This is a genomic window from Plantactinospora endophytica, from assembly GCF_016862915.1.
In the GTDB taxonomy this organism is placed as follows: Bacteria; Actinomycetota; Actinomycetes; order Mycobacteriales; family Micromonosporaceae; genus Plantactinospora; species Plantactinospora endophytica.
The window spans coordinates 546763-573130 of record NZ_BONW01000001.1 but is presented as its reverse complement, the minus strand read 5'-3'; the positions used below and the strand labels follow the sequence as shown (position 1 = coordinate 573130).

General features: G+C 72.9%; 29 protein-coding genes and 1 pseudogene. 12 read left to right on the top strand and 18 right to left on the bottom strand.

Annotated features, from left to right (window positions below; translation table 11 throughout):
* Positions 1–33: 33 nt before the first annotated feature.
* The 3 genes from Pen02_RS02600 to Pen02_RS41510 are packed head-to-tail and all read right to left on the bottom strand — an operon-like array spanning position 34 to position 5470.
* On the bottom strand, positions 34–1353 hold the full coding sequence (locus tag Pen02_RS02600; RefSeq protein ID WP_203864224.1) for a molybdopterin molybdotransferase MoeA: 1320 nt from the start codon (positions 1351–1353) through the stop codon (positions 34–36).
* 22 nt (positions 1354–1375) lie between these two features.
* Positions 1376–2332, bottom strand: coding sequence for a UTP--glucose-1-phosphate uridylyltransferase (locus Pen02_RS02595; RefSeq protein ID WP_203864223.1), 957 nt, complete (start codon positions 2330–2332; stop codon positions 1376–1378).
* Between the two features lie 9 nt (positions 2333–2341).
* Complete coding sequence (locus Pen02_RS41510; RefSeq protein ID WP_239139904.1) at positions 2342–5470, bottom strand: diguanylate cyclase; 3129 nt, start codon at positions 5468–5470, stop codon at positions 2342–2344.
* Between the two features lie 83 nt (positions 5471–5553).
* On the opposite strand from Pen02_RS41510, the gene Pen02_RS02580 reads away from it, so the two are divergent.
* A complete protein-coding gene (locus tag Pen02_RS02580; RefSeq protein ID WP_203864222.1) occupies positions 5554–6168 on the top strand; it encodes a 5-formyltetrahydrofolate cyclo-ligase in 615 nt (204 codons plus the stop codon).
* Positions 6169–6263: 95 nt separating this feature from the next.
* Positions 6264–6389, top strand: a pseudogene (locus Pen02_RS42755) (FmdB family zinc ribbon protein); the annotation flags it as partial.
* Positions 6390–6451: 62 nt separating this feature from the next.
* Here Pen02_RS42755 and Pen02_RS41500 read toward each other — a convergent pair.
* Positions 6452–6709: a hypothetical protein gene (locus Pen02_RS41500; protein ID WP_239139972.1), complete on the bottom strand. Its 258-nt coding sequence runs from the start codon at positions 6707–6709 to the stop codon at positions 6452–6454.
* 149 nt (positions 6710–6858) lie between these two features.
* On the opposite strand from Pen02_RS41500, the gene Pen02_RS02570 reads away from it, so the two are divergent.
* Positions 6859–7482, top strand: coding sequence for a flagellar biosynthesis protein FlgA (locus Pen02_RS02570; protein WP_239139903.1), 624 nt, complete (start codon positions 6859–6861; stop codon positions 7480–7482).
* Positions 7483–7694: 212 nt separating this feature from the next.
* Here Pen02_RS02570 and Pen02_RS02565 read toward each other — a convergent pair whose 3' ends face one another.
* Complete coding sequence (locus Pen02_RS02565; RefSeq protein ID WP_203864220.1) at positions 7695–7880, bottom strand: hypothetical protein; 186 nt, start codon at positions 7878–7880, stop codon at positions 7695–7697.
* 129 nt (positions 7881–8009) lie between these two features.
* On the opposite strand from Pen02_RS02565, the gene Pen02_RS02560 reads away from it, so the two are divergent.
* Positions 8010–8348, top strand: a complete 339-nt coding sequence (locus Pen02_RS02560; RefSeq protein ID WP_203864219.1) for a hypothetical protein — start codon at positions 8010–8012, stop codon at positions 8346–8348.
* Positions 8349–8407: 59 nt separating this feature from the next.
* Here the strand turns inward: Pen02_RS02560 and Pen02_RS02555 are convergent, their stop codons facing one another.
* A complete protein-coding gene (locus tag Pen02_RS02555; RefSeq protein ID WP_203864218.1) occupies positions 8408–8884 on the bottom strand; it encodes a DUF2231 domain-containing protein in 477 nt (158 codons plus the stop codon).
* A gap of 211 nt (positions 8885–9095) precedes the next feature.
* Here Pen02_RS02555 and Pen02_RS02550 point away from each other — a divergent pair, with 211 nt between their 5' ends.
* Positions 9096–9521 carry a Fur family transcriptional regulator gene (locus Pen02_RS02550; RefSeq protein ID WP_203864217.1) on the top strand — a complete coding sequence of 142 codons (426 nt, stop codon included), beginning with the start codon at positions 9096–9098 and terminating at the stop codon, positions 9519–9521.
* Between the two features lie 145 nt (positions 9522–9666).
* Here Pen02_RS02550 and Pen02_RS02545 read toward each other — a convergent pair whose 3' ends face one another.
* The 9 genes from Pen02_RS02545 to Pen02_RS02505 all read right to left on the bottom strand — a co-directional run bounded on the left by Pen02_RS02545 (position 9667) and on the right by Pen02_RS02505 (position 17091).
* Positions 9667–10521 (bottom strand): RecB family exonuclease, encoded by an 855-nt coding sequence (locus Pen02_RS02545; RefSeq protein WP_203864342.1) that lies wholly within the window; start codon positions 10519–10521, stop codon positions 9667–9669.
* Between the two features lie 213 nt (positions 10522–10734).
* On the bottom strand, positions 10735–11634 hold the full coding sequence (locus Pen02_RS02540; RefSeq protein WP_203864216.1) for a PHP domain-containing protein: 900 nt from the start codon (positions 11632–11634) through the stop codon (positions 10735–10737).
* Positions 11635–11660: 26 nt separating this feature from the next.
* A complete protein-coding gene (locus tag Pen02_RS02535) occupies positions 11661–12824 on the bottom strand; it encodes a hypothetical protein (protein WP_203864215.1) in 1164 nt (387 codons plus the stop codon).
* Between the two features lie 5 nt (positions 12825–12829).
* The gene (locus Pen02_RS02530; RefSeq protein ID WP_239139902.1) at positions 12830–13543 is read right to left on the bottom strand and encodes a SigE family RNA polymerase sigma factor; all 714 of its coding nucleotides are present in this window, start codon (positions 13541–13543) and stop codon (positions 12830–12832) included.
* A 302-nt stretch (positions 13544–13845) separates the two neighbouring features.
* Positions 13846–14727: a PH domain-containing protein gene (locus Pen02_RS02525; RefSeq protein WP_203864214.1), complete on the bottom strand. Its 882-nt coding sequence runs from the start codon at positions 14725–14727 to the stop codon at positions 13846–13848.
* A gap of 6 nt (positions 14728–14733) precedes the next feature.
* Positions 14734–14892 carry a hypothetical protein gene (locus tag Pen02_RS02520; RefSeq protein ID WP_203864213.1) on the bottom strand — a complete coding sequence of 53 codons (159 nt, stop codon included), beginning with the start codon at positions 14890–14892 and terminating at the stop codon, positions 14734–14736.
* A 119-nt stretch (positions 14893–15011) separates the two neighbouring features.
* The gene (locus Pen02_RS02515) at positions 15012–15728 is read right to left on the bottom strand and encodes a DUF6758 family protein (RefSeq protein ID WP_307837692.1); all 717 of its coding nucleotides are present in this window, start codon (positions 15726–15728) and stop codon (positions 15012–15014) included.
* Between the two features lie 160 nt (positions 15729–15888).
* The gene (locus Pen02_RS02510) at positions 15889–16527 is read right to left on the bottom strand and encodes a TrmH family RNA methyltransferase (protein ID WP_203864212.1); all 639 of its coding nucleotides are present in this window, start codon (positions 16525–16527) and stop codon (positions 15889–15891) included.
* A gap of 24 nt (positions 16528–16551) precedes the next feature.
* Positions 16552–17091, bottom strand: a complete 540-nt coding sequence (locus Pen02_RS02505; protein ID WP_203864211.1) for a hypothetical protein — start codon at positions 17089–17091, stop codon at positions 16552–16554.
* 672 nt (positions 17092–17763) lie between these two features.
* Between Pen02_RS02505 and trxA the strand changes: the two genes are divergently transcribed.
* From trxA to Pen02_RS02490, 3 genes are all read left to right on the top strand, one after another.
* Positions 17764–18126 carry a thioredoxin gene (gene trxA / locus Pen02_RS02500; RefSeq protein WP_203864210.1) on the top strand — a complete coding sequence of 121 codons (363 nt, stop codon included), beginning with the start codon at positions 17764–17766 and terminating at the stop codon, positions 18124–18126.
* A gap of 218 nt (positions 18127–18344) precedes the next feature.
* A complete protein-coding gene (locus Pen02_RS02495) occupies positions 18345–18746 on the top strand; it encodes a hypothetical protein (protein WP_307837691.1) in 402 nt (133 codons plus the stop codon).
* Positions 18731–19780 (top strand): MFS transporter permease, encoded by a 1050-nt coding sequence (locus Pen02_RS02490; protein WP_239139901.1) that lies wholly within the window; start codon positions 18731–18733, stop codon positions 19778–19780. Before Pen02_RS02495 ends, Pen02_RS02490 begins: the two co-directional genes overlap by 16 nt.
* Here Pen02_RS02490 and Pen02_RS02485 read toward each other — a convergent pair.
* Genes Pen02_RS02485 through Pen02_RS02475 form a run of 3 tightly spaced genes read right to left on the bottom strand, consistent with a single transcriptional unit; the run spans position 19756 to position 22188 of the window.
* Entirely contained in the window at positions 19756–20163 is a 408-nt protein-coding gene (locus Pen02_RS02485) for a thiol-disulfide oxidoreductase DCC family protein (protein WP_203864208.1), read from the bottom strand. The two genes, Pen02_RS02490 and Pen02_RS02485, sit on opposite strands and share 25 nt — an antisense overlap.
* 34 nt (positions 20164–20197) lie before the next feature.
* The gene (locus Pen02_RS02480; protein WP_203864207.1) at positions 20198–21013 is read right to left on the bottom strand and encodes a sugar phosphate isomerase/epimerase family protein; all 816 of its coding nucleotides are present in this window, start codon (positions 21011–21013) and stop codon (positions 20198–20200) included.
* Complete coding sequence (locus tag Pen02_RS02475) at positions 21010–22188, bottom strand: Gfo/Idh/MocA family protein (RefSeq protein WP_203864206.1); 1179 nt, start codon at positions 22186–22188, stop codon at positions 21010–21012. Before Pen02_RS02475 ends, Pen02_RS02480 begins: the two co-directional genes overlap by 4 nt.
* Positions 22189–22487: 299 nt before the next feature.
* Between Pen02_RS02475 and Pen02_RS02470 the strand changes: the two genes are divergently transcribed.
* The 4 genes from Pen02_RS02470 to Pen02_RS02455 all read left to right on the top strand — a co-directional run bounded on the left by Pen02_RS02470 (position 22488) and on the right by Pen02_RS02455 (position 26323).
* Positions 22488–23516, top strand: a complete 1029-nt coding sequence (locus tag Pen02_RS02470; protein WP_203864205.1) for a LacI family DNA-binding transcriptional regulator — start codon at positions 22488–22490, stop codon at positions 23514–23516.
* Between the two features lie 101 nt (positions 23517–23617).
* A complete protein-coding gene (locus Pen02_RS02465; protein WP_307837690.1) occupies positions 23618–25162 on the top strand; it encodes an Rv2578c family radical SAM protein in 1545 nt (514 codons plus the stop codon).
* Between the two features lie 86 nt (positions 25163–25248).
* Positions 25249–25656 carry a CoA-binding protein gene (locus Pen02_RS02460; protein WP_203864203.1) on the top strand — a complete coding sequence of 136 codons (408 nt, stop codon included), beginning with the start codon at positions 25249–25251 and terminating at the stop codon, positions 25654–25656.
* 94 nt (positions 25657–25750) lie between these two features.
* On the top strand, positions 25751–26323 hold the full coding sequence (locus Pen02_RS02455; protein ID WP_203864202.1) for a DUF4190 domain-containing protein: 573 nt from the start codon (positions 25751–25753) through the stop codon (positions 26321–26323).
* Positions 26324–26368 lie beyond the last annotated feature (45 nt).

Sequence of the window (26368 nt, the reverse complement as noted above, 5' to 3'; positions counted from 1 at the left end):
CGCCGTCTCCGGGTCGGACCCGGCAGTCCGCCGTCACCGGCGCCGATCCAGCAGCAGCACGTCCACGGTGGAGCCGGCCGCCGCGCTGGTCACCCGCTCGCCGAGCACCATCAGCCCGTTCGCCTCGGCCAGCCCGGAGAGCGTGTACGGCCCACCGCGCAGCGGCTGCACCGTGTAGCCACCGCCGCGCCGCTCGGCCACGTGCGCCGGCCGGAACTCCCGCAGTCCGGACGGCGAGGAGACCGTCTCCAGCAGGTGCGCGCGCACGCTGGGCCGGAACACCGGCTCGGCGCCGGCCAGCAACTGGATCGCCGGCCTGGCCAGCACCTCGAAGCCGATCAGTGCCGCGCCGGGCTCACCGGGTAGACAGACCACCGGCACCTCCTCGGCTCCGACCGTACCGAACCCGAGGGCGCTGCCGGGGTACAGGGCGACCTCCATGAAGGTCACCGGGCTGGCCCGGCCGCCGTCCCGGCGGGACAGTACCCGGCGGATCATGTCACCCGGCCCGGCACCCGTACCACCCGTCGTGATGATCAGGTCGGCCCGGAGCGTCTGGTCCTCCAGCAGCCCACGCAGTCCCTCCGGGTCGTCGTCGCAGATGCCCACCCGGTACGCCAGCGCGCCCACCTCGGCCGCCGCCGCCGTCAGCGCGTGCGAGTTGACGTCCACCACCTGCCCCGGCTGGCTGCCCCGGCCGACGTCGACCAACTCGTCGCCGGTCGCCACGATCACCACCCGGGGGCTGGGCCGGACCACCACGTGCCCGATGCCGGTCGCCGCGAAGACCGCGACCAGGGCCGGCGAGATGTAGGAACCGGACCGGGCCAGCAGGGTACCGGCGGGCAGCTCCTCCCCGGCCCGGCGCAGCCCGTAGCCGCGCTTCGGGGTACGGAAGATCTCCACCGCCGCCATGCCCTGGTCGGTCCACTCCACCGGCACCACCACGTCGGCGGCGATCGGCAGCGGCGATCCGGCCGCCACCGAGAAACAGGCTCCCGGGGTCAGCCGCACCGGCCGCCAGCTCGCCGCGCCGAGGTCGCCGACGACGTTGAGGCGTACCGGGCGGGGGTCGCCGAGCCGGCTCGGGCCGTAGCCGCCGGCCAGGCCACCGGTACGACCCGCGCCGGAGATGTCCTCCCAGCGGGCCGCGTACCCGTCGATCGCCGCCTGGTCGAACGCCGGATAGGCGTGCGGCGCGACGACGTCCTCGGCGAGCACGTTGCCGTACGCCTGGGTGAGGTCGAGGTCGAGCGGGGGAAGCGCCCGCAACCTGCGCAGCACGCTGCCCAGGTAGTCGGCGAGCGGCGTCAGCTCGTTGGCGGCCGCCTCGGCATCGGCCGTCGCTGTCACACCGTCACCTCACCAGGGGCCGTCATGTGCGGCGGCCGGCGTCGGAGGCGACGAACTCGCCCAGCCACTGCCGGAACTCCGCACCGAGATCCTCGCGCTCGCAGGCCAGTTGCACCACGGTTTGCAGGTAGCCCAGCGGCATGCCGGTGTCGTAGCGGGTGCCACGGTAGACGATCGCGTGCACCGGCGTGCCCTCCTTCAGCAGCAGACCCATCGCGTCGGTGAGCTGGATCTCCCCGCCACTGCCCTTCCCCGTACGCCCGATCGCCTCGAAGATCGTGCTGGGCAGCACGTACCGGCCGAGCACCGCGAGGTTGCTCGGCGCGTCCTCCGGCTTCGGCTTCTCCACCAGCCCGGTCACCTCGACCACCTCGCCGAGGTCGGCGAACTCCGAACCGGCCGGCGCCACCGAGGCGATGCCGTACCGCTTGGTCTCCTCCGGCGGCACCTCGAAGAAGGCGAGCACGATGCCGCCGGTCCGGGCCTGGAGGTCGAGCATGGCCGGCAGCAGCGGCTCGGACAGGTTCACGAACTCGTCGCCGAGCATGACCGCGAACGGCTGGTCGCCGACGTGCGTCTCGGCGTACCCGACGGCGTGGCCCAGGCCGAGCTGTTCCGGCTGCCGGCAGGTGTAGATCTGCGCCAGCTCGCCCGGGCGGCGCACTGCGGCCAGCAGCGCCGGGTCGCCCTTCTCCTCCAGCCGCGCCTCCAGGTCGGGCCGCCGGTCGAAGTGGTCGACCATCGCGGTCTTGCCCCGACCGGTGATCAGCAGTACGTCGTCGATACCGGCCTGGGCCGCCTCCTCGACGATGTACTGCAACACCGGACGGTCGACGACCGGCAGTAGTTCCTTCGGTACCACCTTGGTGGCGGGGAGGAACCGGGTCGCCAGGCCGGCGGCCGGGATGACCGCCTTCACCGCCCGTCGTCCGGCCGTCGGCGTGGAGGAGTTGGCTGGGGTCGCTGCGTGCTCCGGCATGTCGCGAGACTATCGGCCACGACCCTGGCGCGGCGGTTGTGGCCCGGATAACGCGCCGTCCGGGCCACCGTCCGCGGCGACCGGTCCGTCCACACCCGCCCGGCCCGTCCGGGTCGGTCCCTCTCCCCCGGGTCGACCCGGCCGGGTCGCTCCCTCCGCACCGGGTCGGCCCGTCCGGGTCGACCGGCCGCCGGCTCCGCCCAGCGTCGGCCGGCCGCCGGCCCAGGGCAACCCGTCGTCCGGCGTCGCGGCCCCGGCCCGTACCGGAATCTCCTCGACGGTCAGCCGCCCGGCCACGGTGGCCAGCTGATAGGTGTCCCGACCCGCCGCCTTCGCCGCGTACAGCGCCTCGTCTGCGGCGACCAGCAACTGCGGGCCGGTGGCGGCGTGGTCGGGATAGACGGCGACGCCGATCGACACGGTCACCGAGACCAGGCCCCGGACCGGGGCGATCGCGCCGGATCGGGGCCGGATGGCGATCGGGGTCTCCCGGACGGCCGCGCCCAGCCGCTCCGCGACCGTCGCCGCGCCCCGGGCGTCCGTCTCCGGCAGCAGCACCACGAACTCCTCGCCGCCCTGCCGGAACGCGAGGTCGACCTCCCGCATCGCGCCCCTGATCCGCCGGGCGAACTCGGCCAGCACCGCGTCCCCGGCCGCGTGCCCGTACGTGTCGTTGACCTGCTTGAACCGGTCAAGGTCGAGGGCAAGCACGCTGAGCATCCGGCCGAACCGGCTGGCCCGTTCGATCTCCCGCCGGATCGACTCGGTGAGGTAGCGGTAGTTCCACAGCCCGGTCAGCGGATCGGTCAGCGACAACCGCTGCGCCTCCTCGTGCATCCGGACGTTCGCCACCGCCACCGCCGCGTGGTCGGCGAAGGTACCCAGGGTCACCAGGTCGGCGTCGTCGAACTCGTCCGACCCGAGCCGGTCGTACAGGGCCAGTACGCCGACCGTCGCCCGGCCACCGATCGGTGTCCTGCCCGCCCCGAGGGTCCGGCCCGGACGCGCCGTACCCGTACCGGGCGTCCCGGCCGGCCAGCCACTGGCGGTCGCCGGGCGCAACGACGGCGTACCAGTCGACGCCGTACCGGTCGACGCCGTACCGGTCGACGGCGTACCGGTCGACGCCGGCTCCGGCAGCGGAAACGGCACCTGTGCACCGGTGTCGGCGGCCGGGAGCGGCACGGCGACGTACGTCCGGCAGCGCGGCTCGCGGCCGTACAGGCGCGGGCCGTCCCGGTCCAGCCGGCCCCGGCGCGGTTCACCGGCCGCCGCGACCACGCCGAGCAGCCCCTTGCCGAGCGGTATCCGGAGTGCCGGCGGTTCGCCCTGGCGCGGCCGGCCGGCCGTCGCGCGGCCCGGCAGCCCGTCCACCAGTTCCGTCCGGGGCCGCCCGTCGGTGGGGCCGTCCCGTCGACCGTCGAGTTCTCCGGTCCCCCCGCCGTCCGGTTCCCGAGTCCGGTCGCCGTCGTCGTTGCCGGGTGGCCGTGGCGCGACTCCCACGCCGCGCCGGTCGAGCCCTTCGGCACACTCGCCGACCAGGACGCCGGTCCTCGGGTCGAGCAGCAGCACCACCCCGGCCCGGGCACCGGTCGCCGCCATCGCGGCCCGGAGCAGCACCTGGAAGATCCGGTGCAGGTCGTGCGTACTGGCCAGGGTGTCGCCCAGCACGGCGAGTTGCTCACGCAACTGGTGCCGGCTGATCACCAGGGCCCGCAGGTAGGACTCGGCCTCCCGGGTCATCCGGTTGAAACTGTCGGCGAGCCGGCCCACCTCGTCCGGAAAGCGCACCGGTACCCGGGTCGCCAGATCGCCCTCGGCGACCCGGTCGGCGGCCCGGGCCAGTTCGGCCAGCGGCCGGGTGGTCGACCGGGCCAGCCGCCCGGCGGCGAGTACCGCGAACACACCGGCGAGCACCACGACGACCGCGAGGGGGCCGTACCGGACCACCGGCGGGTCGCGGGGCACCGACAGCACCAGCGGCAGCGGCTGGCCGGGGGTGGGACCGACCCGGCGGACGTACCGGCCGCCGTTCGCCTGGACGATCTTGTCCCCGGTGATCCGCTGGGCGGCGGCGAGCACGGCGGCGCGGGCGGCCGACGACTCGGTGCTCGGCGACTCGGCACCCTGCGGCCCGGAATCCGGCGCCCCGGCACCGGGCGCATCGCTGCCAGCGGCAGGTGTTCCGGGATCGGAGCCCGACGACGAAGTCCCGGCGCCCGACGAGGCCAGGTCCGACGGCCCGGTGCCGGTACCCGACGAGGCCGGGTCCGACGGCCCGGTGCCAGCGCCGGACGGAGCCGGGCCGGGCGACGACATGCCAGCGCCGGGCGGAGCGAGGCCCGCTGACCACGTGCCAACGCTCGACGGGTCCGGGCCGGATGACGAGGTGCCGGCGCCCGGTGAGTCCGGCGCCGATGACGAGGTGCCGACACCCGATGAGTCCGGTGCCGGCGGGGTGGGGCCGGCGCCAGACGGCACGGCGTCAACGCCTGACGGCGCCGCTCCCGGGCCGGACGGCGCGGTCCCGACGCCTGAGGGCGCAGCACCCGGGCCGGACGGCGCGGTACCGGCGCTCGACGGGGCAGGGTCGGGAAGTGCGGTGGGCGGCCCGGGGTCGTCCCGGAGCAGGGTCACGGCGGTGCCGCCGGCGGCGGCAAGTCGCTGGACGAACGCCGCGTCGAGCACCTGTGCGGCCCAGACCACCCCGGTCAGCGTGCCGGCGCGGTTCCGGAGTTCGACCCCGGCCGCTAGGGCGCGCGGGGCGGGGCCGGAGCCGGCCGGGCCGGAGCAGGACGCCCAGGGCCGGGCCGGCGCCGCCGGGGTGACGAAGGCGACGCCGCCGGCCCGGTCCGTGACCAACACAGCGGTGGCCAGCCCGCGCGTCACCACCTCGCCGGCCGCACCGGTCCGGCTGGCCGGATCGGCGAGTACGGCCAGCGCACCGGCCGTGGCGTGCAACTGTTGGCAGAGCGCGCCGATCGACGTACGGACGGCGTCGGCGGCGAGGTTGAGCCGGTGTTCGGCCTGGTGGCGACTTGCCGTGGCGACCGTACCGGCGACGGAGAGCGCGCCGAGCAGCACCGGCCCGAGCACGACGGCGAGGAAAGCTGTGGTCAACCGTCCACGCAGCGTCACTCATCCCCCCGGAAGCTCCGCACCCGATGCTGCGATGCTGACCCAACCGCAATGGTTAACCGGTGTTCTCCCGGGAGTGTTACGTGCCGGATTTTTCGGATGAAGCTGGCGGCCCGAGCAAGACCGGCCTCCGGGGCACCATGCTGGCCCGGCGTCGGGCACTGTCGGCCCCGGCCCGGCTGGCCGCCGCCGAGCGCGTCCAGGCCGAACTCCGCTCCCTGGTGCGGCGGGTACGACCGCACCGGATCACCGCCTACGTCCCGGTCGGCACCGAGCCGGGTGGACCCGACCTGCCGGACGTACTGGCCACCGAGCTGGGACCGGGCGGTCAGCTCCTGCTGCCGGTACTCCGGCCGGACCTCGACCTGGACTGGGCACCGTACGCCGGACCGGGCTCGCTGGTCGCCGCCGGCCGGGGACTGCGCGAGCCGTACACCGAGCGGCTCGGCCGGGCTGCCGTCGGCACCGCCGAGTTGGTCGTCGTACCGGCGGTGGCGGTGGACCGGCGTGGGGTGCGGCTCGGTCGCGGCGGCGGCTCGTACGACCGCGCCCTGTCCCGGGCGGCGGCCGGCGCCCTCACCGTGGCACTGCTGCACGACGGCGAGTTGATCGACTCGGCCCCGGCGGAGGACCATGATCGCCCGGTACGTGCCGTGATCACCCCGTCGGGCGGGTTCTGCCACCTGGAGTCCGATTGACGGCTCCCGGCCGGGGTCCGTCCGACGTCGGCCCGGACACTTCGGCTGGACGAAAACGGGTACGATGCCGCACCATTGGCACTCGGATACGTCGAGTGCCAACAGACTTGCAAGATCCGGAGGGGAACGTGCCCACCTACCAGTACGCCTGCACCGAGTGCGGCCACCAGCTCGAGGCGGTGCAGTCCTTCACCGACGAGCCGTTGACCGAGTGCCCGGCGTGCGAGGGTCGCCTGCGCAAGGTCTTCAACTCGGTCGGCATCGTGTTCAAGGGTTCCGGCTTCTACCGGACCGACTCCCGGAGCAACGGTTCGGAGAGCGGCGCCGCCGCCACGGCGGCCAAGTCGGACTCGGCCAAGAGCGACTCGGCCAAGAGCGGTTCGGGCGGCGACTCGGGTTCGAGCAGCAGCGGCACGTCGAGCACGACGAGCAACGGCGGAGGGTCCGGCTCGGCCAACGGCGCGACGAGCGGAACCGGCAGCAAGCCGAAGGCGTCGTCGTCCTCGTCGTCGTCCTCATCCTCGTCGTCGAGCAGCAGCACCTGACGGGCTGCCGGGCGGTTGTCCACAGGGCACTGAGTTATCCACAGGACGGCAATCTTCCGCCGCCTGGCCAGGCCGTACTCGCCTAGCCTGCTGCGCACCGGACGGCACCGACCTCGCTGGGGCCGCCGGTCGAGGGAGGTTCGCCGTGGCGCTCGACCGTAGGATCACCCGTCGCGACGCCACACTGCGACCGACCCGCTGGCCACCGCGCCCCGGTACTGGCTCGGTGGTGCGCTGGGCGCTGGTCGCCGCCCTGCTGGCCCTCGCGTTCGGCGCGCTCTACCTGCGCGAACCGGCCTCGTGTCCGGCCCCGTCGGCCGGTTCGACCACTGGTCGGGCCGACCAGCCCCCGTCCTCCGCCGGTCCGAGCGGCGGGACGACGCCCGGCACCCCGGACGGCGCCGGCCCGACGCGGGGCAGCGCACCGACGACCCGGCCCAGCGGATCGGCGGGTGTGCCGGGCGCTTCCGGGATGCCGGTGCCGTCGGGCACGGTGGGCGTGCCGATCCGGCTCGCCGAGCCGGCCGCGCTGACCGTGGCCCGGCCGGGAGCCCGGGTGGATCTTCTCGCGGCGCCCGGCGGCGAGCAGGCGGGCCGGGCACCGAAGCCGACGGTCCTGGCCACCCGGGTACTGGTGCTCGACGTACTGGATCCGGGCCAGACCGACGGCGCGGCCAGCGCGATCTACCTCGCCCTCCGGCCTGACCAGGCGCACCGGGCGGTCGGGATGCCGGAGTCCACCCGTTTCGCGATCATCGTACGGTCGTAGCGTCCGGATCAGTCCGAGCTGAAGTCGGCCGGATCAGCCCCGAGCTGCGTCCGGTCAGGTCGGCCCGAGCCGGATTCGACCGGATCAGCCCCGAACCGTGTTCGGCCAGGTCGACCCGAGCCGGATTCGACCGGATCAGCCCCGAACCGTGTTCGGCCAGGTCGACCCGAGCCGGATTCGGCCCGATCCGCCCCGAGCCGTGTTCGGCCGGGTCAGCCCCAGTGTGGCGGGCGCTCGGCCAGCAGCCGGTCGTCGTTGGACTCGGGCCGCTCGCCCCAGCCCCGGTCGGTGTCGTCCACCGACTGCTCGGGCAGCACCCGGTGCTCGCCGGCCCGCTCGACCGATCGGTCGTCGTTCCGCGTGACACTCGTGGGGTGCTGCTTCTCCGTCCCGGGCACGGGGCAAGCTTACCGGGGCCTCGGTGCCGTTCCACGACCCGAGGAGGCCGAGGATCACCGGGCCGGCAGACCCGCCGGGAACACCCGGCGAGGGGCCGGGGACGGCTTGGGTTGGTAGCGTCGGACAGCGTGACGACGCAGAGCGGGAACTCCGCCGAGGACGCCTTCTGGCGTCGGCCGACCGGACCACCCGCCGACACCCCGGAGTCCGCCGCGACTCCGGCGCCGCCGCCCGTACGACCCGAGATCCAGTATCCCGGCCCACCGCCGAGCATCACCCCGCCGCCGGGCTGGCGCCCACCGCTGCACGTCCAGCCGGCACCGCCACGGCCACTGCCGGCCCAGGACCACGCCGCCCTGGACGCCGACGAGGGCAGCGCACGGACGCTGACCTACGGCGTCGGCCTGGTGGGCGGCGCGGTGGTACTGGTGCTGATGTGCCTGCTCTGCTCCCGAGCCCTCTTCTGAACGCCGCCGCACCCGAAGCGCCGACCAGGAGTGCCGACTAGCCGACCAGTGGTGCCGGCCTAGAGAACGCCCTGCCAGACCGCCTCGGCGCCGGTGTCGCCGGTGAGATAGACGTACCAGACGTTGAGCGCGGCGAGCACCACCACGATCGCGCCGAGCAGCAGGGCCAGCCACTTCGGCAGGGACCGGGCCCGGGGCCTGGTCAGTACGAGCAGCACGATGGTCACCACACCGAGGGCGAGGCTCCACCAGAACGTCAGGTCGCCGTAGCCCTGGTGCTCGTCCACCTTCTGGAGGATCTCCGGGCCGTAGTTCTTGGCGATCAACACGTCGCGCAGTTCCTCGCCGGACTGCATGGCGAAGAAGGCGGAGACGGGGGCGACCACCGCCAGCACCGCCGCCGCCCAGTCGAGCCGGCTGCGGAACCGGGGCAGCACCGCGTACCCGGTCGCGACCAGGCCGAGCAGCGGCACGAAGACTACGGCCGCGTGCACCAACAGCGCGTGCGCGGGGAGACCCATGACTTCCCTGAACACCGACGCCTCCTTGCTCCGCTCCCACCGGGAGACCCTGACGGTACGAAAATCCGGTCACGTCATTCGTGACCTATACCGGTACACGGGCATCGAGTCGGCCCGGTTCAGTCAGGTTCCACCCCTCGGTGCGGGGCTTCGGGTGGTGTGGCGACCGCCACGATCGGCCGCCATCCGCCTTGTTGGTGCCCCATCGACGTGCTGTGATAGGGAGATGACTGGCGAGGAACTGCTCCGGTCGAGGGGCCTTCGGGTCACCCGGCCGCGTCTCGCCGTCCTCGAGGTGCTGGCCGGTGGCGGCCATCTGGAGGTCGAGGAGATCACCAACCGGGTACGACGGCGCCTCGACTCGGTCTCCACCCAGGCGATCTACGACGTGCTCGGCGCGCTGTCCCGGGCCGGGCTCTCCCGCCGGATCGAGCCCGCCGGATCTCCCGCCCGTTACGAGGCGCGGGTCGGCGACAACCACCACCACGTCGTCTGCCGGGGCTGCGGGGAGATCGCCGACGTGGACTGTGCGGTCGGTTCGGCACCCTGTCTGGACCCGGTGACCTCGTACGGCTTCGAGGTCGACGAGGCCGAGGTCACCTACTGGGGCCTCTGCCCCGCCTGCCAGGTGCGGCGAGCCACCGACGACTGAGCCGGGCCGGCCGTCTCACTCCGCCCGCGCCCCGCCGCAACCGGGACTTCCTGCCGTGGGAGGACGAACGTCGGCTGGCAAGTCGACGCTGGTCAACGCGCTGATCGGCCGACGGGTGGCGCCGTCGCCCGGCCCGGTTCCTGGGTCACTCCGCTGCCCCGTCGCCCGGCTCGACGGGGGCCAGTGCCCGCTCCACCGCCGACCAGGGCTCCCGCTCGGGGGCGTCCGCGCCGGCCGGGCAGCTCCGGCGGAAGTCACACCAGCCACAACGGATGCCCGGCGAGACCGGGAACGCGTCGTCCGGATCCGTACCGTCGGCGACCGCCCGCTCGGCGGCGATGATGTCCCGCGCGGTGTCCTCGGCCCGGGAGAGCTGTCGGGCGAGCGACTCCACGGTGTGGTCGTGCCCGGCCACCGTCTGGGTCGGCAGGTGGTGCAGTTCTACCCGGCGGCACGGCTTCCGGAAGACCCGCTCGGCGGCGTAGGCGTAGAGCGCGAGTGCCTGTGAGCCGCGGGCGTCGTCGGCGTCCAGCCCGGTACGCCCGGTCTTGTAGTCGACGATCACCAGCTCGGGGCCGTCCGGGCCGGGGCGCGAGTCGATCCGGTCGGCCCGGCCGTTGAACGCCAACACGCTGGTCTTGACCGCCACGACCCGCTCCACGCCCAGCGGCTCGTCACCGGGGTCGAGCGTCTCCACGTAGGACTCCAACCACTCCAGGGCCCGGCGGAACACCGCCCGCTCCTGCTCGTCGTCGCGGTAGCCCTCGCGCACCCAGGTGCCCTTGAGGAGTGTCGGCAACGCCTCGGGGCGACGGCGGTCGATCGGCAGGGCGTACCAGTTGCGCAGTGCGGTGTGCACGCTCGCGCCGAGCGAGTTGTGTGCCCAGGGCGGACCCTTGGCCGGGGCGGGCCGGTCGACATAGGAGTAGCGGTATCGGCGCGGACAGTCCGTGTACGCGCCGAGTTTGCTCGGTGTGCAGACGAAGAGTCGCTCGGGCATCCCGTCGAAACCCAACTGCTCGGGCTGGCTGCCACGGGGTCGAGGAGTCCGGTTGCCGGCGGACGATGGCCTTCGCACGCCCCGATCCTGCCATGCCGGTCCGACACCCCCGTCGATCCGACACCCCTTCCCGATCACGACGGCACCGACCCGGCACCTCGGTCGGCAACGTCGACGGCAGCGGGCTGCTGCTGCGGCGGCCGTCGGCCGAGGTCAGCCCGGGTCGGTGAGTACGCCGATCCCGCTCGCCGCCGCCACGATCCGCTCGTACGCCTCGACCTCGGTCGTGTACGCGCCGAGCCGGACGGTCTTGTGCGCGCCGTGGAAGTCCGACGAGCCGGTGACCAGCAGTCCCAGCTCGGCGGCGAGGGCCCGGACGTGGTCCCGCTCGGCCGGCGAATGGTCCTCGTGCTCCGCCTCCAGGCCGGCCAGCCCGGCGGCGGCCAGCTCGACGATCAGCGAGTCGGGCACGATCCGGCCCCGCCTGGTCGCCCGGGGATGGGCCATCACCGGTACTCCGCCGGCCTGCCGGACCAGCCGGACCGCGCGGAACACGTCGATGTCGTCCTTGGGCAGCCGGTAACGCTCGCCGAGCCAGTTCGGGGTGAACGCCTCGGCGGTCGTCGCCACCAGACCGGCCCGGATCAGCGCCTGCGCGATGTGCGGCCGGCCCACCGTGCCGCCACCGGCACCGGCTTGGATCTCCGCCCAGTCGACGTCGACGCCGTCGGCGCGGAGCAGTTCGACGATGCGCTCGGCGCGTACCTCGCGGGCCGCGCGTACCCGGGAGAGCTCGGCGACCAGCTCCGGCGACTCCGGGTCGAAGAGGTACGCCAGCAGGTGCAGCGGGATCGACGGCTCGGTGCCGTACCAGCGGCAGGAGAGTTCGGCGCCCCGGACCAGGGTGAGTCCCGGCGGCCGGGCCGATGCCGCCCGCTCCCACCCGCCGGTGGTGTCGTGGTCCGTGATGGCCAGTACGTCGAGTCCGGTCTGCCGGGCGGCGCGGACGAGTTCCTCGGGGGTGAGGGTGCCGTCGCTGGCCGTCGAGTGGGCGTGCAGGTCGATCCGGACCCGGTGACCGGGGTCGGGTGCCTCGGGCCGGCGGGACGTCACCGGACCGAGGTTACCGGCCGGCAAGCTCACTGCCCGTCGGCGGGTGCGGTCAGCCTCGGTACAAGCTGCCAGTCCTCCGGTACGCCCTCGGGCAGCGGCACGGCCTCCTCGGTGCCGTCGGTGCGGCAGCGCACCACGTGCGCGTCGTTTCCGGTCACCACCGTCCGGTCGTCGGCCCAGACCGGCGGAACGTCGCTGGCGGCCGGGCAGGTGACGAGTGCCGTTTCGCCGTCCAGGACGCGGTCGACGTCGATCAGGGCGACCTCGGCGCCGCGCCGCTCGGCCAGCCAGCGGCCGTCCGGGGCCAGCCCGCCTTCGGTCGCCTCGGCGCGCAGTCCCAGCCCGCAGCCGCCGCTCTGCGCGGGTTGCAGCTTGCCGCCGGTCGGCACGATCCTGGCCAGGCAGCGCCGACTTCCGCCCTCCTCCCGGACCAGCCCCACCAGCCCGTCGCCGCGTACCCCGTAGATCGTCGTCACGGCGGCGTTGCGGGCCGGCTGCTGGGCCTGACGGGCGAGGTCGACGAAGCCGTAGCCCCGGGAGCCGCCGGAGACCACCACCCGGTCGGCGGCGATCGCCACCGGCCAGGTGTTGGCGGGTACCTCGACGGAGTCCATCAGGGCCAGCCCGGCCGGGCCGATCCGGGCGACGTGCAGGGTCGTGTCGAGTTGGAACGCCAGTTGGTCACCGTCGCTGCTCACCGCCCACCTGTCGTCCTCGCCGCTGAGCGTGACGGAGCTGCCGTCGGGACGGAGGAACCTGACCTCCCTGGCTCCGGCGTACACCCAGCCGCCGGGTACCCGGTAGATCCGGGTCACCTCGCCGACACCGGTCAGGGTCAGCCGCCGGCCGTCGGTCGTCCAGAGCTGGTCACCGCTGCGGATGTCCAGCCCGATCCCGGTGTCCCGGCCGGGGGTCGGCGGCTCCACCGGCCCGACCGTCACGTCGGCCAGCGAGTCGACACCGAACCCGGCCGCCGGTCCCGACCGGCGATCCGGCGGCCACCCGCCGCCCAACGAGGCGGCCCCGGCGGTGACCAGGACCAGCGCCGCCCCCACCGCCACCAGCGAGCCCATGGCGCGGCGTCGGCGGGCGACCCGGCCCCGGCGGATCACGGTGCCGGCCGGGTCGTCCGCCACCGGTGGGGTGTCGACCTGGGCGGCGAACATCTCGCGCAGCGAATCTTCCAGCATGGGCGTCACGCTTCCGCTCCGACCGCCGGAACGGGCTGGGCCGGTACCGGAAAGGCGGTCGCGGGTCGCCGGGAGGCGGCCTGGCGCGGTCGGGGCAGTTCCGGTGCCGGGACGGGGAGCTGGCCGTTCGCCGCCCGCGCGGGCGCGAACGCTCCGGCGCCGCCGCCGGCATCTCCGACGGGTACGGCGGCCAGCCCGGCCTCGGCCGCCGGCATCGCGCTGTCGGCCTCCGCCCCGAGCCGGCGCCGCAGGGTGGAGAGCGCTCTGGACGTCTGGCTCTTCACGGTGCCCGGTGAGATGTCGAGCAGCGCCGCCGTCTGCGCTTCGGAGAGGTCTTCGTAGAACCGCAGCACCAGGACGGCCCGCTGCCGGACGGGCAGGGTCCGGACGTGTCGCCACAGCCGGTCGCGTTCGAGCTGCTCCTCGATCTGGTCCGGGGCGGGTCGCTCCGGCAGCACCTCGGTGGGGCGCTCGCCGTGCCAGCGCCGCCGCCACCAACTGGTCGCCGTGTTGATCAGCACCCGCCGGGCGTACGGCTCGACCGCCTCGATCTCGCCGAGCCGCTTCCAGGCCAGGTAGGTCTTGGTCAGCGCGGTCTGGAGCAGGTCCTCGGCGGTCGCCCAGTCCCCGGCCAGCAGGTACGCCGTACGCAGCAGGGCTGCCGAGCGGGCCGCGACGAACTCGCGGAACTCCTCGTCCACCGAGTGCTTCGGCGTCACTTCCGCCTCCCCCCGCCGGTGCCAATTCGAAAGGCTGCCACAGCGGGGACCCGCAGGTCTACGGCGGAAAGGTGCGATTCAGTTCGATGTTCGGGGGAGAAATTGCCGTTTTCGGCAACGGTGCCGCCCTCGACGTCGTCGGCATCACACCTCGGTCGCCGCCGGACGGCATGCCGACCGGGTCCGGCCGGCAGAGTGCGCGTGCCGCGCCTCGGTAACGGTGCGACGGGTCCGGAGCACCCGGTCGGCGCCCGCCGAGCGCCGGCGCCAGCGGGCTCGGAGGTGAGGGGTCCCGCCGTCCGTCAGGCGCCGTCGTCGGCCTTGGCCTCCTCGGCCTCCTTGCCCAGCCGCGCCTCGACCGCCTGCGGCTCGTACATCTCCTCGACCACCCGCAGGTAGAGCTCGTTCGGGTTGGGCAGGTACTTGACCTCGCGGAGCGCCTGCTCCTGGCCGGCCGACTCCAGCACGAAGGTGCCGTAGTTGAGGGCCCGGCCCAGCGGCGACTGCTCGTATTTCATGTCGGTGACCCGGAGCAGCGGCATCATCGCGACCTGCCGGGTGATGATGCCGTTGACCACCATCACCCGCTTGTTGGTCAGGATGAACCGGTCGAAATACCAGTCCGCCACCTTCCAGGCCACCCAGCCCATGATGCCGAGCCAGATCAGCACCGCGACGGTGGTCAGCGCGCCGACCTCCTGCCCGGCGAGGAAGCCGGAGAGGTAGCCGAGCACGAAGGTGGCGAGCAGGCCGATCAGCAGCGGGGTGGCGAGAGAGATCTTGTGCCGTTTCCACTCGCCCCGGTAGCGCTCGGTCGGGAAGAGGTAGCGGGCCACCAGGGAGGTCGGCTCGTCTTCGAGCGGGAGCACCCGGCGGGGGCCGAGCGGCATCCCCGAGGCGTCGACCCGGAGGCCGGCCAGCTCTTCCTCGGAGATCTCCGGGCCCTGGTCCGGGTCGCGTACCCAGCCACGGGTGCCGGCCCGGCGCTCGCTGCCGGCGTAGCCGATGTCGTCGGAGTAGGCGGGTCCGTCCGAATAGGAGGGACCGTCCGAGAAGTCCGGCCCGGTCCCGAACTGCGGACCGTCGTCGGGTCGGACCCGTGGGATCGGCTCGGTGTCCCGCTCGCGCCGTCGACGTTCGTCGTCGTCCTCGGGCTCAGGGGGTTCACCCGACGGATTGCCCATCGACGGCTAAGCGACGAGGTCGGTGAAGAAGTCGCCGAAGCCCTGGGCAACGTCCAGCAGACTGCCGCCCAGCGACTTGAAGACGTCGGCGGCGGAGGACGGCTGGTAGGCGATGAAGAAGACCAGGAAGGCGAGACCGCCCCAGGTGAGGACCTTTTTAACCATGGCGGGCCATCCCTCCGTGCGGTGCCGGGGCGCTAACCGCGGCAAAACCCAGAGTATCAGTCTGCTGTCCTGCGGTGAATAAGCCGCGTACCCGCTTCGTCCCAGCCTGGCTGGCCATATCAGACCCTCCCGTGCAGGTAGGGGGACGGAGCACCGTACACAAGCTCGGGCGGTGTCCACTCGGTGAGGTCGTGGAGTTCGACATCTTCCGCGAGGAGGTAACCCGCGCTCGCCGGCCAGGCTATCGCATAGAGCCAGATCCCCCGAGCTTCACCGGCGTAGGCGCTCCGGTCTGTCGGAGATCTGACCGACCACAGTGGAGTCGGATGGCCACCGGCACGCACCTTGGCGTGCGCGATCCGCTCGGCGTGTCCCGGGCCGGGATCGGTCAGCGCCTCGGCGAGTTGCGGACCCGGGTCCGGCCCGGCGGTGCCGGCGAGCCGGGTGCCCAGGCCGACGCCGGGCTCCTCGGCGACGAGTACCAGGTCGGCGGGGCCACCACCGAGCGGGTCCGGCCCGGTGCAGGCCACCGCGGTCGCCCGGACGCCGCCGCGGTCGTCACCGGCCCAACCGACGCCGGTCATCGTCCAGCCCTGCGGGAGCGGCCACGGACACCAGAGCGGCATCGGGGAGCCGGCTCTCGACCCGGGGACGCCGGACTCCTGGTCGGCGGGGTTCCGGTCGACCGTGATCCGGTCGACGGTGCTGGCCACGATCTCCGGCCCGATGTGCTCCGCCACGTGCAGCGGGGAGATCGGGCCGCAGTCGGGACATCGCCAGGCAGTGTGCATCAGGTCCGGCGCGCGCACCGGACCGCCGCAACGTGGACAGCTCACCGCAACACCCACGACAACTACAGTCCCCGTACCAGTGCCTCCGAGTCAAGGCGAACCGGCCTTTTCGGTCTGTTTCCGTACGGTAGGGGCACCCTTTGCCCGGTCCGACGCTAACCAACCGGCAGTCGGGACGCAGAGGGACGGCGGGGAGTCGGAGGGCTCAGGCCGGTGTGGCGGGTGGGGTCATGCCGTACGTCCGGATCCAGGCGTGCATGGCGATGCCGCTGGCCACCCCGGCGTTGATCGAGCGGGTCGAGCCGTACTGGGCGATGGAGAAGACCGCCGAGCAGGCCAACCGGGCCGGCTCGGACAGCCCCGGCCCCTCCTGCCCGAACAGCAGTACGCAGCGGCGCGGCAACACGGCGCTCTCCAGCGGTCGCGACCCGGGCAGGTTGTCGATGCCGATCATCGGCAGGTCGGCGGCCCCGGACCAGTCCAGGAACGCCTCGATCGTCTCGTGGTGCCGGACGTGCTGGTAGCGGTCGGTCACCATGGCGCCGCGCCGGTTCCACCGCCGCCGCCCCACCACGTGCACCTCGGCGGCGAGGAAGGCGTTGGCGTTCCGGACCACGGTGCCGATGTTGAGGTCGTGCTGCCAGTTCTCGATCGCCACATGGAAGTCGTGCCGGCGCAGGTCCAGGTCGGCGACGATCGCCTCCCGCCGCCAGTAGCGGTACCGGTCGACCACGTTGCGGCGGTCGCCGTCGCGGAGCAGTTCCGGGTCGTACCGGGGATCGGTGGGCGGCTCGCCCGGCCACGGCCCGACGCCGACCTCCAGCTCGACCTCGGCACTCTCCACGGTTGCCGAGGGTACGGCCCCCGGTCAGCCGGCCGGGCGCAGGCCCAGCGCCTCGCCGAGCTGGTCCAGCACCCGGCGCTGGTCCGGGTCGACCGGATCGCCGAACGGCCGGGGCCGGCCGTCGGAACCGGCCGCCCGGCAGACCCGGGCCGCGACCGACTGCACCCACTGCCGGTACGCGGCCGAGTCGGCCGGATCGGCGTGTCTGGTCAGCGTCCCGACGGCGGTCCGGCAGGCCCGGAGGAGTTCGGTGAGTCCAGCGTCGACATCTCCGGTGCGGACCGGTGCCGACTGCCCGTCGTCGGACTCGGCGTAGATGGCGGCGACCACCGCCCGGACCAGCTCGCTGTCGAACGACCGCCCGGCGGCGATGCCGTCCAGGCCGGCCAGTCCCTCGGTGACCGCCCGGACCGGGTTGTCGGGCCCGGCCGACGAGGCCGCGACGATCACCCGGCCGGGCAGCCGGACGAGTAGTTGCCAGTCGTCGGGCGGGTAGCCGGTCGTGGTGGCCCGGCGGGCGCGGTGCGTGGCACCGGGCGAGTCCGGAGATCCGGTGTGACTCATGGCGCCTCCCGGCTCAGCATATGCCGCTAGTAGGCGGAAGGCCCGGTTCCGCCCGAAAAGCGGTAGTGCTGGGTGTCGCCGTCGGCGGCATGTGTCGCCGGACCCTGAAGTTGAATCCCGAGGTGAGGCGCCGGAGGGTGCAGCCACCCGGCGCGCACGGCCGGAGACGCGGTGGCGTTAGCGGTGAATTGAAGATGGCGTGCCGGACGGGGCGGGAAACCGACCCCGGACGCAATGAGCGGCGGGGCCCTCCCCGGCACCCGCCGCCCACGCTCTGATGGGAAAGATTCTGCCCGACCCGACCCAGTCGACAAAAGAGTCCGCCACGAGATCGGGGTCACAGTTACCTTTTTGTAATGTTACTCAACGTGAACAGACGTACGCAGCAGGACATCCGTTATGTCACCTGTTTCCGCTTGCCAACCGGCAACTTCGCGGATCACACCCGAACTGGCCAGCAGAAGCCTTGGAAACGCTCCCATAACTACCCGTCACCGGAGTGTGTCATCAATGTTTCACTTCCGGATCCGGCCGATCAGGGACCCGCGTCGATACCGCTCCGTAACGTGACGCGCCCCACGATGACCGTTTCAACCTGCCGTGCCGGGGAATTCGGAGGAGGCCAGCTGGGTTTCCCAGTCGTAAGGCCAATTGCGGTGATCGGAGTGATCAATGGCGACCGTTGAGCTGACCACAGCCAACTTCGACGAGGTGACCGAGCAGCCGGGCATCGTGCTGGTGGACTTCTGGGCGGACTGGTGCGGTCCGTGTAAGCGCTTCGCGCCGGTCTACGAGCGGTCCTCGGAGAAGCACCAGGAGATCGTCTTCGGCAAGGTCGACACCGAGGCGCAGCAGGAGATCGCCGCGAAGTTCGACATCCGGTCCATCCCCACGATCATGGCGGTCCGGGACGGCGTGATCGTCTTCGCCCAGCCGGGCGCCCTGCCGGAGTCGGCGCTCGAATCGCTGATCGAGCAGGTGCAGGCGCTGGACATGGACGACGTACGCAAGCAGCTCGCCGAGCACAGCCACTGACGACGACAGCCGGGGTAGCCACCGCCGGCAGGTAATCAGGTAACCGACCGCGTTCCGGCCGGACACCGCGACGGTGTCCGGCCGGAGTCGTCCGGTGTCCGGCCGGAGTCGTCCGCGCGGTCGGCGGAGGCGCACACCGACGGTGCCCGGATCTTGCGGGTACCGCGTAAGGTCTCGAACCGATGGACGCGTTGCCGAGGCGGAGCCGGACTCTCCGGGTGGGCCTCACCCTGCTGGCCGGCGCGGTGCTGCTCGCCGGCACCCTCTGGGGCCAGGACGACCACTTCCCGTTCGGTCCCTTCCGGATGTACGCCGGCTCCAACCCGCCGGACGACCCCGCCCCGGACACCCGGGTCGAGGGGGTCGACGCCACCGGCGCGGTGATCGGGCTCGGCGAGGACGCCACCGGCATCCGCCGAGCGGAGATCGAGGGCCAACAGGGCCGGTACGAGGCCGACCCGACACTGCTGCGTCAGGTCGCCGACGCGTACGCCGAACGGCACCCCGACGCACCGCCGATCGTCGAGGTACGCATCGTGATCCGCTGGTACGGCATCACGGACGGCCGGCCGACCGGCAACGCCGTCGACGAGACGGTGGTCCGGTGGCAGTCCTCGTGAGCACGTCGAGACGGATCGGCGCCGCCGTGTCGGGCTGGCTGACCGAGCCGGTGCCGCTGGGGCGGGTCGCTGCGTTCCGTACCCTGGTCTACCTCTTCGTCGCCGCGGACCTGCTGTTCTTCACGCCCTGGATCCGCGACAAGGCCAGCATCCCCGGCGAGCTGTACCAACCACTCTTCGTCGGCCGGCTGCTGCCGCTGCCCACCCCGACGCCGCTGCTGGTCAACGTGCTCTTCTGGGCGCTGCTGCTGGCCGCCCTCGCCGCCGCGACCGGACGGGCGCCCCGGGCGCTCGGCTGGACCGTATTCCTGCTCTATTTCGAGTGGATGGTCATCGCGATGAGCTACGGGAAGGTGGACCACGACCGGTTCGGCTTCCTGGTCGCGCTGGCCGTACTGCCGACCGTCGGGCGGGCCCGGCACGGCGACCGGACCGAGAGCGAGGCGGCCGGCTGGGCGCTGCGGGTCACCCAGATCGCCGTGGTCTGCACCTACTTCCTGGCCGCCTGGGCCAAGCTGCGGTTCGGCGGGCTGGAGTGGATGACCGGGTCGGTGCTGGCCCGGGCGATCATCCGGCGCGGCACCGAACTCGCCGACCTGATCGCCCAGGTGCCGTACCTGCTGATCGCGGCGCAGTTCGGCATCATCGCGTTCGAGCTGCTCAGCCCGGTGGTGTTCGTGGTGTCACCGCGCTGGCGGCAGGCCGTGGTGGCGTTCTTCTACTCGTTCCACCTGGTCACCGTCGCCACCATCACCATCTCGTTCGCCCCGCACCTGGTGGCGATGACCAGCTTCCTGGCGCTGGAGCGGCTCCGCCCGGTCGAGCGGCTACGCCGGCTGACCGGCCGACGCGGCGGGCCGGAGAGTGCACCCGGCGAAGCGGAGGGCGCACCCGGCGGCCAGCCCGGGAAGGGCGGCGGGCCGGAACTTCCGGGCCACGGGCCGGGCGACGGATCCGGCGGGCCGGACAGTCGGACGGACGCCGGAGTGATGCCGGCCGGGCCGCCCGGTCAGCGGTCGCCGGTCGTGCCGTAGAGCCGGTCCCGGGTCGCCTGCGGCAGCGAGCAGGCGGCCGTACCACCGGGCAGGCGGTGCCGGTTGCGGGCCACCCAGCGGTACGTTGGCCAGGCGAGCAGGCGTACCGGGGGCAGCCGCAGGCCGGCGCCGAGCAGCCGCCAACCGGGGCGGCTCGCGCCGAGCAGCCGGGCGATCGCGTCCGGGCCGGCGACGCGTACGCCGTCGGTGCCGACCCACCAGACCGCCTCCTCGCACTGCGCGGCGGTCAGCCCGAGCGCGTCGAGGTCGGCGAACTGCCAGGGCACCACCCTGGCCCCGGTCGGGATCCGCCGGCCGATGAACTCGGCACAGGTGGTGCAGAAGGCACAGTCGCCGTCGTACACGAAGGTGGGCTGGTCCATGTTCACCAGTCTCCCCCGTGTGCGACGGTGCCGGCTAATCCACGTGGGCGAGGTAACCCGACAGGGTGCGGTCCAGGATCTCCGGCCCGGGCCGGGCCCACACCTCGGCGTTGAAGACCTCGACCTCGATCGGCCCCCGGTAGCCGGCGGCGTCCACCGCCTCCCGGAACCGGCGCAGTTCCACGCAGCCGTCCCCGGGCAGCGCCCGACCGAGCAGTACCCCCTCGGGCAGCGGGGTGGCCCAGTCGGCGACCTGGAAGCAGGCGATCCGCTCCTCCCGGCCGGCCCTGGCGATCTGCGCCCAGACCTGGTCGTCCCACCAGATGTGGTAGGTGTCCACCACCACCCCGACCGTCTCGACGGGATGCGGTGCGGCCAGGTCCAGCGCCTGGCCGAGGCTGGAGACCACGCAGCGGTCGGAGCAGTACATCGGGTGCAGCGGCTCGATCGCCAGCCGTACCCCGGCGGCGCGGGCGTGCGGCACCAGCTCGCCGATGGCGTCGCCGACGTGCGCCCGGGCCGCGTCCACGTCCCGGCTGCCGTCCGGCAACCCGCCGGAGACCAGCACCAGCACCGGCGCGCCGAGGGTGGCGGCCTCGTCGATCGCCCGGCGGTTCTCGTCGTACCAGTCGGGGGTCTGGAAGAAACCGCCCCGGCACAGTGAGGTGACCGCGAGCCCGGACTCCCGCATCAGCGTGGCGGTCTTGTCCAGACCGTGCTCAAGGGTCTCCTCCCGCCACAGCCCGAGCTGGGACACCCCGGCCGCCAGGCAGCCGGCGACCAGCTCGGGAATCGGCCAGTACTTGGCGGTGGCCTGGTTGAACGAGAACCGTGCCCGAACCTCGCTCACCTGGTCTGCTCGCCGTCGAGGTCCGGGATCTCGATGCGCCGGCCCTCGCGGGCGGAGGCCAGCCCCAACTCGGCGAGCTGTACGCCGCGCGCACCCGCCCACAGATCCCAGCCGTACGGCTCGTCCACCACCACGTGCCGGAGGAACAGCTCCCACTGGGCCTTGAACCCGTTGTCGAACTCCTCGTTGTCCGGCACCACCTGCCACTGTGACCGGAAGTCCTCGGTCGCCGGCAGGTCCGGATTCCACACCGGCTTCGGGGTGGTCGCCCGGTGCTGGACCCGGCAGTTGCGCAGCCCGGCGACCGCGCTGCCCTCGGTGCCGTCGACCTGGAACTCGACCAGCTCGTCCCGGTAGACCCGGACCGACCAGGAGGAGTTGACCTGGGCCACGATCCGGCCCGGCTGCCCCGGCCGCTCGATCTCGAAGATGCCGTACGCGGCGTCGTCGGCGGTGGCGTCGTAGCGCTCGCCCGCCTCGTCCCAGCGCTCGGGGATGTGCGTGGTGACGTGCGCCGTCACCGCCGCGACCCGGCCGAAGATCTGCTCCAGCACGTAGTGCCAGTGCGGGAACATGTCGACGGTGATGCCACCGCCGTCGGCGGCCCGGTAGTTCCAGGACGGCCGCTGCGCCGCCTGCCAGTCGCCCTCGAAGACCCAGTAGCCGAACTCGCCGCGTACCGAGAGGATCCGGCCGAAGAAGCCGCCCTTGACGAGGCGGTCGAGCTTGCGCAGGCCGGGCAGGAAGAGTTTGTCCTGCACCACGCCGTGCTTGATGCCGGCCGCGTCGGCGAGCCGGGCCAGCTCGATCGCCCCGGAGAGGTCCTCGGCGGTCGGCTTCTCGGTGTAGATGTGCTTGCCTGCCTCGATGGCCAGCTTCAGCGCCTTCTCCCGCTGCGCGGTGACCTGCGAGTCGAAGTAGATCTGCACGTCCGGGCGGGCCAGCGCGGCGGGCAGGTCGGTGGTCCACTCGGTCAGCCCGTGCCGCTGCGCGATCTCCTGGAGCTTCGCCTCGCTGCGGCCGACCAGGATCGGTTCGGGCCAGAGCCGGCGGCCGTCGGGCAGCGGCAGCCCGCCCTGTTCCCGGATGGCCAGCAGTGACCGGACCAGGTGCTGCCGGTAGCCCATCCGGCCGGTCACACCGTTGAGCACGATGCCGATCGTGGTGCGTCCCATGTACGTCGCCTCCTCAGGCTGGCTGATCCGCGGGTGCCACTCGTCGAGCGCGCGGGGTACGTGGTGCGGTGGGGGTCGTCCTGGCGCGCGATGGTCGCGGTGGAGCACGCCGTACGTCGGTAAGCGCTTTCCCGAGTACGCTACCGACTCCGTTCCGATTCGGGCAAGAGCCTCCCACCGCCAGAGGTGATCTCCCGCCGCCCGGGCACCCGGCCCGCGACGGCCGTGAATGGCCCGAAGTCCCGCCGCGATATCCTCACCTGCAACCGGCCACCCGGCGGCCGTGAAAGGACGGGTCGATGGCCACTCTGGCGGATGTCGCGCGGCGGGCCGGCGTGTCACCCGCCACCGCGTCCAGGATCATCAACGGCAGCCCCAAGCCGGTGACGGACGCGCTCCGCGAGCGGGTGCTGGCGGCGGTCGAGGAGTTGCAGTACGTCCCGAACGCGCACGCCCAGCAGCTCGCCCGCAACCACCGCAGCGCGGTCGGGGTGATCGTGCACGACGTCTCCGACCCGTACTTCGCGGAGATCACCCGGGGCCTGCAACGCGTCGCCACCGAGCACGGCCGGCTGGTCATCATCTGCAACACCTACCGCGACCCGGACAAGGAACTGGAGTACGTCGAACTGCTCCGGGCCAACCAGGCCGCCGCGATCATCCTGGCCGGCTCCGGCTACCACGACGAGCAGTTCACCCACACCCTCGACGCCAAGCTGCGGGTCTACCAGTCCACCGGCGGTCACGTGGCGGTGATCGGCCGGCACGAGCACACCGGGCACGCGGTGATCCCGGCCAACGAGGCCGGCGGACACCTGGTCGGCGCCGAACTGTACGGCCTGGGGCACACCCGGATCGGCGTGGTGGCCGGGCCACGACACCTCACCACCACCACCGACCGGATCGCCGGGCTGCGCCGGGCCGCCCGGGAGCACGGCCAGAAACTCACTCCCCGGCAGATCGTCTACGCCGACTTCGACCGCTCCGGCGGCGCCAGCGCCACCGCCACGCTGCTGGACACCCAGCCCGGACTCACCGCCATCGCCGCGATGAACGACTCGATGGCGATCGGCGCACTCTCGCTGCTGCGCTCCCGGGGCATCGACGTGCCCGGCCAGATCAGCGTGATCGGCTTCGACGACATGCCGATCGCCCGCGACGTGACCCCCGCGCTCACCACGATCCGGCTGCCGCTGGCCGACATGGGCGCCCGGGCGATGACCCTGGCGCTGCAACCTCCCGAGCCGCTGAACACGCCGCAGATCGAGCACGTCGCCGCCGAACTGGTCCGCCGGGAGAGCAGCGCCGCGCCGGCCGGCGATCGGTAGCGACAAACCTTTCCGGTACTCCGCTACTCCCGTACTCCGGTGTCGCCGAACCGTCGGCGTCGGGCGTGGCGGGTTGCGCGCGGTCTCGTACGTATGTTCGAATGAGGGCCATGCGCTGGGAAAACCTGTTGTCGGCTCCCCCCGACACCGGCACCCCTCCGGGGGCAGCGCCAGCGGCTCCACCCCTGCCGCTGGCGCTGCCCGGCGCGACCGTCCGCACCTTCGACACCCCCGGCTTCGCCGGCATGACGTTCTACGAGGTACGCGCGAAGTCGATCATCAACCGGGTGCCGGGCGCCTCCCGGGTGCCGTTCCAGTGGACGATCAACCCCTACCGCGGATGCAGCCACGCCTGCGCCTACTGCCTGGCCGGCGACACCGCGATCCTGCTCGCCGACGGGCACACCCGGCCGCTGGCCGAGCTGCGGGTCGGCGACCAGATCTACGGCACGGTCGCGCAGGGCAACCACCGGCGTTACGTCCGGACCGAGGTGCTGGCGCACTGGTCGACGGTGAAGCCCGCGTACCGGATCACCCTGGCCGACGGCACCGAGCTGACCGCCAGCGGCGACCACCGCTTCCTCACCCCACGCGGCTGGAAACACGTCGTCGGCGCGCTGCCGGGCGAGCCACCCCGGCCCTATCTGGCGATCACCGACAGTCTGGTCGGCACCGGCCGGGCCACGCCCGGTCCGGCCGAACTGCCCGCCGGTGGTCTCGACGGGACGGTCCTCGGCGGCCGGGCGGTGCTGCGGATCCGCCGGATCGAGCCACTCGACCGGGAACTCCAGCTCTACGACATCACCACCGGCACGGGCGACTTCGTCGCCAACGGAGTGGTCAGCCACAACTGCTTCGCCCGGGGCACGCACACCTATCTCGACCTCGACGCCGGCCGTGACTTCGACAGCAAGGTGGTCGTCAAGGTCAACGCGGGCGAGCTGGTCCGCCGCGAGCTGGCGGCACCGAAGTGGTCGGGCGAGCACATCGCGATGGGCACCAACGTCGACTGCTACCAGCGGGCCGAGGGGCGCTACCAACTGATGCCGTCGATCCTGGCGGCGCTGCGTGACTTCGCCAACCCGTTCTCCATCCTGACCAAGGGCACCCTGATCCTGCGCGACCTGCCGCTGCTCCAGGAGGCGGCCACGGTGACCCGGGTCGGCATCTCGATGTCGATCGGCTTCGTCGACGAGCGGATGTGGCGGTCGGTCGAGTCCGGTACGCCCAGCCCGCGACGCCGGCTCGACGCCGTACGCCGGCTGACCGACGCCGGCTTTCCGGTCGGGGTACTGATGGCGCCGATCCTGCCCGGCCTCACCGACACCGACGAGTCGATCGAGGCCACGGTGGCCGCGATCGCCGAGGCCGGGGCGGTGAGTGTCACGCCACTGCCGCTGCACCTGCGTCCCGGCGCCCGCGAGTGGTACGCGGGCTGGCTGGCCAGGGAGTTTCCGCAGCTCGTACCGCACTACCGCACCCTCTTCGGCCGGGGCTCCTACCTACCCCAGGCATACCAGCGCGAGCTGACGGCCCGGGTCAGAATGGCGGCCCGGCGACACGGCCTGCACCGCTCCGAGCCCGGCGAAACCCGCCAGGTGGTGCCGGCCCCGGCGCCCGCCGTCGAGCAGCTCACCCTGCTCTGACCGGCTCCCCACCACCCTGTGCCGCCGTTGCGGCCTCCCGAGTTCCGGCAGATTCGAGCACACGGAACGCGAGCTACAGTCGCGGGGTGCGTAGCGCTCAGCAGATCCTGGCCGAGGCCGGAGTGATCGCGGTGGTCGGGGCGTCCCGCGACCCCGGCAAGCCGGCACACAGCGTCCCGTTGCTGATGCAGCGGTACGGCTGGCGGATCATCCCGGTCAACCCGAAGGCGGGAGAACTCTTCGGGGAGCCCGTCTACCGCTCGCTGGCCGAGATCCCGCATCCGGTCGACCTGGTCGACGTGTTCCGGCCGGCCGAGGACGCCGTGCAGGTGGTCCGCGAGGCGGTCGCGATCGGCGCCCCGGCGGTCTGGTTGCAGCTCGGCATCGTCTCGGCCGAGGCCCGGCGGATCGCCGAGGAGGCCGGCATCGACTACGTCGAGGACCGCTGCCTCGTGATCGAACGCGCCGCCGCCGGCCTGTCCCGCCAAGCCTGAGCGGTCGGCCCTCCACCGCAGGGTGCGTGATCGGGACATTTGCCGTGCGGAACGGCGTCGGCCGGTAGCGTTCCCGGATGAGGAGGGCGACGCTATGAGCTACCCAGCGCCGGGTGAGCCGCAGGATCCGGAAGGATCTCGGGCGCAGCCCCCGCCCGGCTCCGGCGGGCCGCCCGACCAGCCCGGCTACCACGGCGACCAGCCCGGCTACCACGGCGGTCAGCCCGGCCAACCAAGCCAGCCTGAACAGCCCGACTACTACGGCCAGCCCGGCCAGAGTGGCTATGGCCAGAGTGGCTACGGCCAGAGTGGCTACGGGCAGCCCGGCCAGTACGGCTACCAGGACCAGCCCGGCTACTACGGACAGCCGGGCCAGCCCGGTTCCCAGGGCGAACCCGGTTACTACGGTCAGCCCGGACAGCAGTCCGGATTCAACGTGCTGGCGATCCTGTCGCTGGTCTTCGCCTTCGTCTTCGCGCCGGCCGGCATCGTGCTCGGGCACCTGGCCCGGCGACAGATCCGGCGTACCGGTGAGCAGGGCGGGCAGTTGGCGACCTGGGGACTGGTGCTCAGCTACATCTTCACCGCGCTCTACCTGATCGGCTGCTGCGGCTGGCTGGCCCTGGTGAGCTGGGCCGGCGCCGAGGGCGACGGCGGCACGTACTGAGCGCGGGTCGGGCGGGGCGGGTGCCGACCGGGGCGGGCGAGGGGT

What these genes read in the sequence shown, in the direction of transcription:
- trxA (WP_203864210.1), top strand. Translation starts at nt 17,764, where the DNA reads ATGGCGACCGTTGAGCTGACCACAGCCAACTTCGACGAGGTGACCGAG.
- Pen02_RS02505 (WP_203864211.1), bottom strand. Translation starts at nt 17,091, where the DNA reads ATGAGTCACACCGGATCTCCGGACTCGCCCGGTGCCACGCACCGCGCC.
- Pen02_RS02455 (WP_203864202.1), top strand. Translation starts at nt 25,751, where the DNA reads ATGAGCTACCCAGCGCCGGGTGAGCCGCAGGATCCGGAAGGATCTCGG.
- Pen02_RS02520 (WP_203864213.1), bottom strand. Translation starts at nt 14,892, where the DNA reads ATGGTTAAAAAGGTCCTCACCTGGGGCGGTCTCGCCTTCCTGGTCTTC.
- Pen02_RS02545 (WP_203864342.1), bottom strand. Translation starts at nt 10,521, where the DNA reads ATGCCCGAGCGACTCTTCGTCTGCACACCGAGCAAACTCGGCGCGTAC.
- Pen02_RS02475 (WP_203864206.1), bottom strand. Translation starts at nt 22,188, where the DNA reads ATGGGACGCACCACGATCGGCATCGTGCTCAACGGTGTGACCGGCCGG.
- Pen02_RS02470 (WP_203864205.1), top strand. Translation starts at nt 22,488, where the DNA reads ATGGCCACTCTGGCGGATGTCGCGCGGCGGGCCGGCGTGTCACCCGCC.
- Pen02_RS02465 (WP_307837690.1), top strand. Translation starts at nt 23,618, where the DNA reads ATGAGGGCCATGCGCTGGGAAAACCTGTTGTCGGCTCCCCCCGACACC.
- Pen02_RS02550 (WP_203864217.1), top strand. Translation starts at nt 9,096, where the DNA reads ATGACTGGCGAGGAACTGCTCCGGTCGAGGGGCCTTCGGGTCACCCGG.
- Pen02_RS02525 (WP_203864214.1), bottom strand. Translation starts at nt 14,727, where the DNA reads ATGGGCAATCCGTCGGGTGAACCCCCTGAGCCCGAGGACGACGACGAA.
- Pen02_RS02595 (WP_203864223.1), bottom strand. Translation starts at nt 2,332, where the DNA reads ATGCCGGAGCACGCAGCGACCCCAGCCAACTCCTCCACGCCGACGGCC.
- Pen02_RS02535 (WP_203864215.1), bottom strand. Translation starts at nt 12,824, where the DNA reads ATGCTGGAAGATTCGCTGCGCGAGATGTTCGCCGCCCAGGTCGACACC.
- Pen02_RS02485 (WP_203864208.1), bottom strand. Translation starts at nt 20,163, where the DNA reads ATGGACCAGCCCACCTTCGTGTACGACGGCGACTGTGCCTTCTGCACC.